The organism is Mammaliicoccus fleurettii (assembly GCF_003970575.1).
Classification (GTDB): Bacteria; Bacillota; Bacilli; order Staphylococcales; family Staphylococcaceae; genus Mammaliicoccus; species Mammaliicoccus fleurettii.
Genome location: NZ_RXWZ01000074.1, coordinates 15,913 through 27,416, shown reverse-complemented (window position 1 = coordinate 27,416; position 11,504 = coordinate 15,913). Strand labels below are relative to the sequence as shown.

Genomic DNA, 11,504 nt, shown 5'->3' with positions numbered 1-11,504 from the left:
GTAAATAATCCTGTAATGTACTTTGAATATTCCACAAAATATTCAAAGTATAAAGAGAAACTATTGACATGCACATAAACTTTACAATTTTTTTCATTTAAAATCTCCTTATCAAATATATCTTTTTGTTTTATTCTGTAGCGATTATCCTATGTATAAAAGAAATATTTAAACTTTAAGTCTACTCTATGTATTTATTAAATTGACGTACTTCTTAAAAATAGGAAAAATAATACATTTTACATATTATAATTATATCATCATTATTATAAATAAAAAGATAATATTTTAAATTTTTACACCTAAATTCATATTGTTTTTACATGAATTAACTTTTTAATTACACAATTTAAAATTGTTCGAAATTAAATTCATTTACTGATTTTCTTGAATCATTTTATTATGTGTAACGCGATGATCAAAGTTCTTGGCAATATTGATTTTGTAGTTTGTATGTTGTTCATAATCCTGTCCGTATACACATGCGTAAAGTATATCCATTAGAAATCCTATTGAATCTCTTGTTGAGAAGTTGCTGATTTTTGAATAAAGCTTTTCCCGTGTTGATATGCGTAAAGTACTGTCTGCATATTTACTTACTGTGTTCTCTCCTATACTCGTTAATCCGATTATTGGAACTTTTTTCTTCTTTAACATTGGCAATAGTTTTAATATGCTTTGATTCTCTCCACTATAAGAGATAAATATTGCGCATGTGTCTTTTGTAGATTTTTCTATTTCAAAATGTGGTTCTAACGTGCATAGTTTAACAGTTTTGCCTATTTGATTCATCTTCATTTCGAACTCTTCACAAATCATTAAATTATGATAGAGTCCAAATATTTTGATTGTATCTGCTTTTACTAAATAATCTACTGCTAAATCTAATGCTTGATTATTAATTAAATGTAGTGTGTCATTAATCGTCGTTTGGTTTAACAATGCTAATTTATGGCTGATGGACATATTATTATCTGCTGCATCAAACGGGAAATTCGCATCGATTGATTCGTAATGTCGATTTAAATATTCTACTTCTTCTAAGAAATGTTCTTTTAATTCTAACCATCCATCATAACCTAATTTCTTCGCGATTCTAATCACTGTGGAAGGATGTGTATACGTTACTTTAGATATATGTTCTAATGTTTTAGTTTTTACTTTTTCTCGTTCTTCAAACAAATAATGAATGATGCTTTGTTCTGCTACGGAAAATATATCTTCTTTCATTCTTTCGGTTAATAACATGTTTAGAACTCCCCTTTGTAAAAATTAATTACAAACATTTATCTTTTTAGAAGGAAATTTGTAAATTTCATTTGATAATAGCGCATTCGCCTCTTTAATCGTTACTTCTATTCTATACTTAACGTGTATAAGAAAGAAATCAATAGGGGGTATTTTAAATGGAAAAAGGTATTAAAATTGTGACAATCGGTGGCGGTAGTAGTTATACACCTGAGTTGATGGAAGGTTTTATTAAACGTTACGAGTCTTTGCCATTAAGTGAAATTTGGTTAGTTGATATTCCTGAAGGTCAAGAAAAATTAGAAACTGTCGGTAAGATGGCACAAAGAATGTGGGACGCTTCTCCTTACGATGTAACGATACATTTATCTTTGGATAGAAGAGAAGCATTAAAAGATGCAGATTTTGTAACGACGCAATTTAGAGTAGGGTTATTAGATGCTCGAATTAAAGACGAACGTATTCCGTTATCTCACGGATTCTTAGGTCAAGAAACAAATGGACCGGGTGGTATTTTTAAAGCGCTAAGAACAATTCCAGTCTTATTAAATATCGTTGAGGATATGAAAGAACTCTGTCCAAACGCTTGGTTAATCAATTTTACAAACCCTAGTGGTATGGTGACAGATGCAATTGTACGATATGGGAAATGGGACAAAGTACTCGGCTTATGTAATGTACCAGTTAATAGTTTAATTAATGAATCTGAAATGTTGAATGTTAAAGAAGGAGAACTTACGCATCACTTCGCAGGATTAAATCATTTTCATTGGCATCGGGTAAAAGACGCTCAAGGGAACGATGTAACAGAACAATTGAATAAAAAGCTCGTAGAAGATGCATCGTCATTACCTTCTAATATTTTTGATGTATCATTTTTTGAAGAACAATTGCAACAAATGAATTTAATTCCATGTGGCTATCATAGATATTATTACCGTGCAGAAGAAATGTTAGAACATGCGCTTAAAGAATATCATGATCCAGAAATCGGTACACGTGCAGAACAAGTTAGACAAACTGAGAAAGAATTATTTGAACTGTATAAAGATGAACATCTAGACCATAAACCAGAACAATTAAGCAAACGAGGCGGGACACACTATTCAGACGTAGCTTGTGAAACGATCGCTTCAATCGCATCAAATAAAAATACACACGTCGTTGTCTCTACAGTTAATAATGGCGCAGTACCAGACTTAGCACCAGAAGACGTAGTTGAAGTATCAGCATATATCAATGCAACAGGCGCACAACCAATCGCATTCGGCTCATTACACCCAGCAGAACGAGGATGGTTACAAGTCATGAAAAATATGGAACTATGTGTAGAAGAAGCAGCAGTAACCGGAGACTATGGCTTATTATTACAAGCCTTTATCATAAATCCATTAATACAAAGTGGTGAAACAGCCAAACAAGTAATGAACGAATTACTCATCGCACATAAAGCATATTTACCACAATTCTCCGAAACAATCGCACAACTAGAAGCACAAGGCATAGAAATAAAAGATGCCAAAGCAAGAGAACTAAGTGAGCATGTAGAATTGAGAAACGTATAGAAGTAGAACGGTTGGGATTGAAATGTGCTTATTTAGTACATTTCAATCCCGTCATCCACTACAAATATAATGATTTGAGGCTGGGACAAATTAATTTGTCCCAGCCTTTCATTGTGTGGTGTTGATTTTGAGGATGTCTTAGATTAATGATGGAGTTAATCTAAGTTTTGGTGGAACTCTTAGATTAACTTCCAACTTAATCTACAACTTGGTCGATCTCTTAGATTAACTTCTGAATTAATCTACAACTTGGTCGACCTCTTAGATTAACTCCCGAATTAATCTACAACTTGGTCAAACTCTTAGATTAACTTCCGAATTAATCTACAACTTAGTCGATCTCTTCGATTAACTGCCGAATTAATCTACAACTTAGTCGATCTCTTCGATTAACTACCGAATTAATCTACAACTTACCCGATCTCTTAGATTAACTTCAGACTTAATCTACAACTTAGCCAATCTCTTAGATTAACTACCGAATTAATCTACAACTTAGCCGATTTCTTAGATTAACTCCCGAATTAATCTACAACTTAGACGATCTCTTCGATTAACTTCCGAATTAATCTACAACTTGGTCAATCTCTTCGATTAACTCCCGAATTAATCTACAACTTAGTCAATCTCTTCGATTAACTCCCGAATTAATCTACAACTTACCCAATCTCTTCGATTAACTTCCGAATTAATCTACAACTTGGTCGATCTCTTCGATTAACTTCCGAATTAATCTACAACTTAGTCGATCTCTTAGATTAACTGTCGAATTAATCTACAACTTAGTCGATCTCTTAGATTAACTGTCGAATTAATCTACAACTTAGTCAATTTCTTCGATTAACTTCAGACTTAATCTACAACTTGGTCGATCTCTTCGCTTAACTACCGAATTAATCTACAACCTAGCCAATCTCTTCGATTAACTTCTGAATTAATCTACAACTTAGTCGATCTCTTCGATTAACTTCCGAATTAATCTACAACTTAGCCGATCTCTTCGATTAACTTCCGAATTAATCTACAACTTAGCTCATTTTTTCAAAAATTGAGGTAACCTCAACAGAATATATCTTATTTCTTAATCTACTCTCCATATAAAAACTCCCCGAACGTTGGATTATATATATCCGACGTTCGGGGAGTGCTATTCTCCACAACTTAAATAATAATGTTATCGATAAGTCTTGCTTGGCTAAATTTAACGGCTAGTGATATAAATATTTGTCCTTTTATTGTGTGTTGTTCTTCTAATTCTGGATAACTATATATCGCTACTTCTACGATTTCACCGCTTATGTTTTTCTCTAGGTATTGTGTAATTTCTTCTATTAAGAAATTACTTTTTCTTTCACCTTGGTCATATAATTGTTTTGCTAATTGTAAGCTTTTAGACAGGTGAACCGCTTCTCTTCTTTCTGCTTCTGTTAAATAAATATTTCTAGAGCTTTTGGCTAATCCGTCTTCTTCTCTAACGATTTCTATTGGCACGATATTAACTGTATGATTAAAGTCTTCTACCATTTTCTCAATTATTGCTAATTGCTGAGCATCTTTTTTTCCAAAATATGCATTGGTTGGTTGTATCATATTGAACAGTTTATTAACGACTGTTACAACACCATCGAAGTGTCCTGGTCGTTTTTTGCCTTCTAATACTTGTGCTAAGTGACCTACTGTTATCGTCATACTTAATTCACCAGGATACATTTCTTCTACTGTAGGATGAAATACATAGTCTACACCGATTTGTTTTAACTTTTCTAAATCTGATTCAAAAGGTCTTGGATAGTCATCAAAATCTTCGTTAGGACCAAATTGTAATGGATTCACAAAAATACTTACTACTGTTACATCATTTTCTTCTATTGATTGTTTCATCATTTTTAAATGTCCATCATGTAACGCACCCATTGTTGGAACTAATCCAATTGTTTTACCTTGTGTTATATATTTTGATGTAATCCCTACCATGTCTTTAATAAACGTTACTTCTTGTGTCACTTACCTGTCTCTCCCATCACTTTCTTCTTATATGTGTGCGCTTCTGAAGGGAATGCGCCACTTTTCACTTCTTGATTGTATGATTTTAATGCTTCTACACCATTTGAAAAGTCACCATATTGTTTAACAAATTTCGCGATATGTTCTGAGCCATAATTCAATAAATCATGATATACCAATACTTGTCCGTCTGTTCCTTTACCTGCACCGATACCGATTACTGGAATTGTTAATTGTTCACTAATAACTTCTGCTAAATCGCTAGGAATAGCTTCTAAAACGAGCATCACCGCACCAGCTTGTTCTACAGCTTTCGCATCTGCTATCAATTGTTCTGCTTCTACTCTTGAACCAGCCTGTAATTTATATCCCATAATACCTACACTTTGAGGTGTTAATCCTAAGTGTGAAACGACTGGTACACCGATTTGAGTACATCCTTCAATTAATGTCACATGTGGTCCTTCAATTTTGACTGCATTTGCTTTCGTATCTTTATATAATCGTACGGCATTTTTCATATCAGTTGAATGATCAATACCCACTGCACCAAATGGCACATCAACAATGATATAAGTCTCTGGTGCGCCTCTTCTAACTGCTTTAGTATGATGAATCATATCTTCCATCGTTACTTCTACTGTACTGTCATATCCTAAAACAACCATTCCTAATGAGTCGCCTACAAGTATTGTGTCTATTTCAGCTTGTTCTGCCTGTTTAGCACTTGGATAATCATACGCTGTAATCATGGATATTTTTTCTTTTTGTTCCTTCATGGCCAACAATTGATTAATTGTTTTCATCCCGTACCACCTTCTCATTTTTGTTATTATGTATATATTAACATTGAAAGGAAAATAATAAATGAAAAAGTTTGGAATAATCGGTCCTGGTGCAGTTGGTACTGCTATCGCATACGCATTAAATCAATCTGGTCATATAGTTTCACTGTTTGGGAGGTCTCATTCAACCGTCCAATTTCAAGAATACAACCAAAATGAGCAACATGAACTAACGGTTCATTCGTTACAAGAAGCAAATGAAACAGTAGATGTCTTATTTATTGCTGTCAAGACGACCCAACTTGATTCAATCATCCCTTACCTTAACAATGTCATACATTCAAATAGCGTTATTATTTTAACTCAAAATGGTTATGGACAGCTAGAAAAAATTGATCATCCTAATAAATATCAAGCAGTTGTTTATATAAGTGGTCAAAAAGATGGTCATCACGTTACACATTTTAGAGATTGGACTTTAAAACTTCCTATTAATGATTACACGATTGATTTACAACAATCTACTCAACAAAGTTTACTTAATATTGAGTGTCTTGAAGACTATGCCGAACAGGTTTGGTACAAATTGATCGTTAATTTAGGTATTAATACAGTAACGGCATTAACGAGACAACCAGCAAAAGTATTGAATGCTATTGAAGTCAAAACTCTGTGTTACAACTTGTTAGTAGAAGGCAAACGTGTTGCTGAAGCTGAAGGTGTATATTTTAATGATGATTTAGAAAATAGCATTATGAAGATATATGATGGTTATCCAGATGACATGGGAACAAGCATGTATTATGACATGATAAATAACCGACCTTTAGAGACTCAATATATTCAAGGTTATATTTATCAACTTAGTCAAAAGCATCAATTATCTACGCCACATATCGATAGTACTTATGCAATTTTAAGCACATTTCAATAATTTTTGCGCAGTGTAATTTGTTTCAATTTCCTTTATTTGGGTATTTATTAATATGATTTCAAATGAAGGAGCGTAACTTTTATGAAGGACAAATTCGACAAAAAGCATGAAGAAATACAAGGTTATACTCAAGACGTACAGCCTGGTATAGAACATAAAATGGAGCCAAAGCCTATTATTGAAGATGAAGATTATAAGGCTGCTGGTAAATTAAAAGGCAAAGTCGCACTTATTACAGGTGGAGATTCTGGAATTGGTGAAGCAACTGCAATTCTGTTTGCTAAAGAAGGTGCAAATGTTGCAATTGCTTATTATGACGAAGATAAAGATGCCAAATATGCTTTAGCAAGACTTGAAGAAATCGGAGTTAAAGCAAAAGCATATAAACACGATTTAAAAAAAGACAAACATGCCAATGAACTTGTTGACCAAGTTATTGAAGATTTCGGTCAACTGAATATATTAGTTAATAATGGTGGTATTCAATATCCACAAGATCATTTTGAAGATATTACGAAAGATCAATTACAAGAAACGTTTGAAACGAACTTTTTCGGAATGTTCTATTTATCTCAAGCTGCACTACCTCATTTAAATAAAGGAGATACGATTATTAATACAACAAGTGTTACTGCGTATCGCGGTTCAGCACATTTAATAGATTATTCTGCTACTAAAGGCGCGATTGTATCATTTACACGTTCACTTGCTTCATCATTAGCAGAGAAAGGTATTCGCGTTAATGCAGTAGCACCTGGACCAATATACACACCTTTAATACCAGCAACATTTGATAAAGACAAAGTAGAAAACGCTGGTTCTGAAACACCACTTGGTAGACGAGGACAACCAAGTGAGAATGCCCCGGCATATGTTTATTTAGCATCACAAGATTCCACTTATGTTACAGGACAAGTCATCCACGTTAACGGTGGCGACTATATGACAACTTAATATTATATTGAGAATAACGCCCGAATTTATCAAGTTCGCATTGACTTGATAAGTTCGGGCGTTCTATTTATCATGTTCGGCCCGTCTTGATAAGTTCAAGGGCTCTATTTATCATGTTGGACCCGTCTTGATAAATTCACGGGCTCTATTTATCATGTTGGACCCGTCTTGATAAATTCACGGGCTCTATTTATCATGTTGGGCCTGTCTTGATAAATTCACGGGCTCTATTTATCATGTTGGGCCTGTCTTGATAAATTCAACCGCTCTATTTATCATGTTCGACTCGTCTTGATAAATTCAACCGCTCTATTTATCATGTCGGACTCGTCTTGATAAATTCACGGACACACCCTCATCCTCATTACTTCTATTCTATATATCTAGCTTCCTATCTAATACTTCTTCCATCATCATCCAGCCTTTTTGATCTTGTCCGTCTGTATCATATGGTTCGAATCCGTAATTTAAATACATATTTATAGCTGGATAACTTGTCGTTTGTGTTGTTAAATATACTTGCTCATGGCCAAGTTCAATCATTTTATTCAATGCTGTGCTTAATAACGGCTTCGATAGTTTCTTTCCTTGATATTCTGGTTTAATTGCTACAAAGTGTATTCTTCCTAAATTTTCTCCTATGCCTTCTAAATGACCAAACCATGCTGTTGTTGTACCTATTACTTCTCCACTTTTATTCTCTATAAAAAGACATCTATATTTCATTTCTTCTATATTAGACCCGAATTCTTTATTGAATCTTTTTAGTGCTTCATCAGTATCTTTAAATTCTCCAGCTGCAGTTTCAACTTTAGCCCAATTGTGTTCGTCGCCTTGTCTAAACATTCTTATCGTATATCCTTCTGGTAATTCGAATTGAGGGAAATTTTCTAAGTTATTTCTGAACATTTTTAGTTTAATTCTTTCCATAAGTCATACCTCTTTTTCTATTTTTTGAAAAATTACAGACTGTCATAAATCCATAATTCTTTTAATATTCCTGTCATAAAAGACATTTCTTTTTTATTCTACTGTAACCTATGATATCAAAATTGATGTTAAAGTGTATAAAGTAATCAAGAGACAAAATATATAAATTTAATTTATTGCTTATGGAGGAAAATTTTATTATGAAAAAATTATTATTTGCAACAACAGCTGCAGCAGGAATTATTGCTTCTGGTTTTGGAGCACAAGCAGATGCAAGTGAAAATACAAACTACTCAACTCAAAATACTAACTATACAACTACACAAGTAGCCGATACATCTAATACAAACGAAGTATACAAAGAATTTATTGCTGCTGGTGGTACAAAAGCATTATGGGATAATATTGTAATGCCTGAATCAAGTGGTAACCCTAACGCTGTTAATGAACTAGGATATAGAGGTCTTGGTCAAACTAAAGAAGCATGGGGTACTGGTAGTGTTACTGAACAAACTAAAGGCATGATTAACTATGCTAAAGAACGTTATGGTTCAGTAGAAGCTGCAATTGCATTCCGTCAAGCTAACAATTGGTGGTAAGATTTAATATCATATCAAAGACTGCTATGTGGATATCCGCATAGCAGTCTTTTTTTATGAATCACGCTTTTTGACAAACACAATGAGACATATTATACTTAACTTGTATTCAAATTAAATACAAGTGAGGTTTTTCAAAATGAAAATTGGCGTAATCGCAGCAAATGGTAAATCAGGTAAACTGATAACAGAAGAAGCAGTGAATAGAAATTTAGATGTTACTGCAATCGTACGTAATGAAAATAAAACTATTGCTAAACAATCTATTATTAAAGATATTTTTGAATTAACAACTGAAGATTTAACACAATTTGACGTTGTAATCGATGCTTTTGGTGAATTTAGAGAAGGTAAACTTCATTTACACCAAGACACTATCCAACATTTAAGTGATATTTTATCAAATACAAATACAAGACTAATCGTTGTTGGAGGCGCTGGTAGTTTATATGTTGATGAGCAATTAGAAACGCAATTATATAATACTCCTGACTTTCCAGATGCTTATAAACCTCTTTCAACAGCTCAAGGAAAAGCACTAGACGATCTTCGTAAAAGAGATGATGTACGTTGGACGTTTGTTAGTCCAGCAGCAGAATTTATAGCTGACGGAAAAAGATCTGGAGACTATATACTTGCTGGAGAAAAATTAACATTAAACAGCAAAGGTGAAAGTAAAATAAGTTATGCAGACTTTGCTATTGCATTAATAGACGAAGCAACTGAAGGCAACCATGTACAAGAAAGAATTTCTGTAGTTTCAAAATAATTTCCAATTCTTATCGCTTTTATCATCTTTGAAAGTTATAATAAATAATGAATCTAAGAGGTGATAAAGCGTGAATACACAAATATCGGTCGCAATCCATATACTATCTTTGCTATCAATAAATGACGAACCAATCTCAAGTAAATATATAGCAAGTAGCATTAACAGTAACCCTACACTCGTAAGAAAAATATGTAAATTTTTAAAGAACGGTAATTTAATAGATAGTCAACAAGGTAAATCAGGTTACAAACTATCTAAATCAGCCGATCAAATAGCATTAGGCGACGTATACCATCTCATACAAGAAGAAGAACATTTCGCTAAAATACACCAAGACACAAACCCAGACTGCTTAATAGGTAAAAATATACAAACAGCATTAGATGAAATTTATACAGAAGTAGATTTAAAAATTATCGAAGAACTCAATAAAACAACAATAAAAGACTTAGCCACAAAAATGACTACTAAGTAACAAAAGGTCTAACCAATCTGAACATCCCCTTTCAAGTAGACACTAAATAGTGCCAAACTTTGAGAAGATCCGTTCATTATATTGGTTAGACCTTTTTTAGTGTGGTTCTGAGGTTGCGCTTAGTGGGGGTGCGGTTGGTGGGGTTGCGCTTACTGGCAGAATTCTGAATTGTGCTCCTTAGACTGTTCTTACTAGCAGAATTCTGAATTGTGCTCCTTAGACTGTTCTTACTGGCAGAATTCTGAATTGTGCTCCTTAGACTGTTCTTACTGGCAGAATTCTGAATTATGCTCCTTAGATTGTTCTTACTAGCAGAATTCTGAATTGTGCTCCTTAGACTGTTCTTACTAGCAAAATTCTGAATTGTGCTCCTTAGACTCTTCTTACTGGCAGAATTCTGAATTGTGCTCCTTAACAGCACCTCTTACGGACATTTCTCGGAATTATGTCTCTAACGACACCTCTTACGGACATTTCTCAGAATTTTGTCCCTAACACACACTCTTACGGACATTTCTTAGAATTTTGTCCCTTACAAACACTACTGCCCGCTTATCTATTATTTATACACAAACAAAAATATCAATATATGTACTAGGTTGTTTAATCCGTGACAAATTATGGCGATTTCGATTCGATTGGTGATTAAATATAATGCGCCAAAGATGAGTCCGAGTGCAAAGTATATTATAAATTCTCCTATACTTGTTGGTCCGTGAATGAGTCCGAATAGGATACTTGATACGATAAACCCTGCCAGCAAATGTCCTTTGAACATACCTTTTAAAATAAATCCTCTAAATATTAGTTCTTCAAATATTGGTCCTAAAATTACAAATATGATAATTGATATAAAAATCGGCATTGTGTTTAAATCTTTATACACATCCACTTGGTTACTTGGTTACTTGGTTGCCCTATTATAGCTGAAATGGTCCAATATATTGCAAGAGATAGTATTGTAGCTATTAATCCATATAATAGGTGCTTTTTCTCAAGTGGTTTAAACTGTATCAATTTAAACTGAAATTTTGATATTAAATATATGAGCATTATAAATAATATGAGTCCTATAGCGAGCACAACTAAATTACTTGCTAACCCTATAGTTGTATATGTTCCCATACATATAATTGAAAGTAGTATAGACTCCCACAGGACATACTTATATTTATTATGTGCGATTGGCTCATTGTCTTCAAAAATTTTTTTAATGCTCATATAGTCCTAACTCCTTC

At 33.4% G+C, this 11,504-nt stretch carries 12 protein-coding genes; 6 read left to right on the top strand and 6 right to left on the bottom strand.

Annotation, left to right across the window (positions count from 1 at the left end; all coding sequences use genetic code 11):
- Positions 1-375: 375 nt before the first annotated feature.
- A complete protein-coding gene (locus CD129_RS06315) occupies positions 376-1,248 on the bottom strand; it encodes a MurR/RpiR family transcriptional regulator (protein WP_115337797.1) in 873 nt (290 codons plus the stop codon).
- 158 nt (positions 1,249-1,406) lie between these two features.
- On the opposite strand from CD129_RS06315, the gene CD129_RS06310 reads away from it, so the two are divergent.
- On the top strand, positions 1,407-2,813 hold the full coding sequence (locus tag CD129_RS06310) for a 6-phospho-beta-glucosidase (protein ID WP_115337798.1): 1,407 nt from the start codon (positions 1,407-1,409) through the stop codon (positions 2,811-2,813).
- Between the two features lie 1,161 nt (positions 2,814-3,974).
- Here the strand turns inward: CD129_RS06310 and panC are convergent.
- Together panC and panB are read right to left on the bottom strand one after the other, a co-directional pair.
- Complete coding sequence (gene panC, locus CD129_RS06305; protein WP_107509222.1) at positions 3,975-4,817, bottom strand: pantoate--beta-alanine ligase; 843 nt, start codon at positions 4,815-4,817, stop codon at positions 3,975-3,977.
- Positions 4,814-5,623: a 3-methyl-2-oxobutanoate hydroxymethyltransferase gene (gene panB / locus CD129_RS06300; RefSeq protein ID WP_107509221.1), complete on the bottom strand. Its 810-nt coding sequence runs from the start codon at positions 5,621-5,623 to the stop codon at positions 4,814-4,816. Before panB ends, panC begins: the two co-directional genes overlap by 4 nt.
- A gap of 61 nt (positions 5,624-5,684) precedes the next feature.
- On the opposite strand from panB, the gene CD129_RS06295 reads away from it, so the two are divergent.
- Both CD129_RS06295 and CD129_RS06290 read left to right on the top strand, forming a co-directional pair.
- The gene (locus tag CD129_RS06295) at positions 5,685-6,536 is read left to right on the top strand and encodes an oxidoreductase (protein ID WP_115337799.1); all 852 of its coding nucleotides are present in this window, start codon (positions 5,685-5,687) and stop codon (positions 6,534-6,536) included.
- 81 nt (positions 6,537-6,617) lie between these two features.
- A complete protein-coding gene (locus tag CD129_RS06290; RefSeq protein WP_107509219.1) occupies positions 6,618-7,490 on the top strand; it encodes an SDR family oxidoreductase in 873 nt (290 codons plus the stop codon).
- Positions 7,491-7,865: 375 nt separating this feature from the next.
- On the opposite strand, the gene CD129_RS06285 is transcribed toward CD129_RS06290, so the two are convergent.
- Complete coding sequence (locus CD129_RS06285) at positions 7,866-8,420, bottom strand: GNAT family N-acetyltransferase (RefSeq protein ID WP_078357939.1); 555 nt, start codon at positions 8,418-8,420, stop codon at positions 7,866-7,868.
- 200 nt (positions 8,421-8,620) lie between these two features.
- Between CD129_RS06285 and CD129_RS06280 the strand changes: the two genes are divergently transcribed.
- The 3 genes from CD129_RS06280 (at position 8,621) to CD129_RS06270 (ending at position 10,266) form a co-directional block, all read left to right on the top strand.
- Positions 8,621-9,019 carry an aggregation-promoting factor C-terminal-like domain-containing protein gene (locus CD129_RS06280; protein WP_078357938.1) on the top strand — a complete coding sequence of 133 codons (399 nt, stop codon included), beginning with the start codon at positions 8,621-8,623 and terminating at the stop codon, positions 9,017-9,019.
- Between the two features lie 139 nt (positions 9,020-9,158).
- The gene (locus CD129_RS06275; protein ID WP_107509217.1) at positions 9,159-9,788 is read left to right on the top strand and encodes an NAD(P)-dependent oxidoreductase; all 630 of its coding nucleotides are present in this window, start codon (positions 9,159-9,161) and stop codon (positions 9,786-9,788) included.
- 70 nt (positions 9,789-9,858) lie between these two features.
- Positions 9,859-10,266, top strand: coding sequence for an Rrf2 family transcriptional regulator (locus CD129_RS06270; protein WP_107509216.1), 408 nt, complete (start codon positions 9,859-9,861; stop codon positions 10,264-10,266).
- A gap of 559 nt (positions 10,267-10,825) precedes the next feature.
- Here the strand turns inward: CD129_RS06270 and CD129_RS13425 are convergent.
- Together CD129_RS13425 and CD129_RS13420 are read right to left on the bottom strand one after the other, a co-directional pair.
- Positions 10,826-11,131 carry a CPBP family intramembrane glutamic endopeptidase gene (locus tag CD129_RS13425; RefSeq protein WP_238418548.1) on the bottom strand — a complete coding sequence of 102 codons (306 nt, stop codon included), beginning with the start codon at positions 11,129-11,131 and terminating at the stop codon, positions 10,826-10,828.
- Between the two features lie 5 nt (positions 11,132-11,136).
- Entirely contained in the window at positions 11,137-11,487 is a 351-nt protein-coding gene (locus tag CD129_RS13420) for a hypothetical protein (RefSeq protein ID WP_239721090.1), read from the bottom strand.
- Positions 11,488-11,504: the final 17 nt, after the last annotated feature.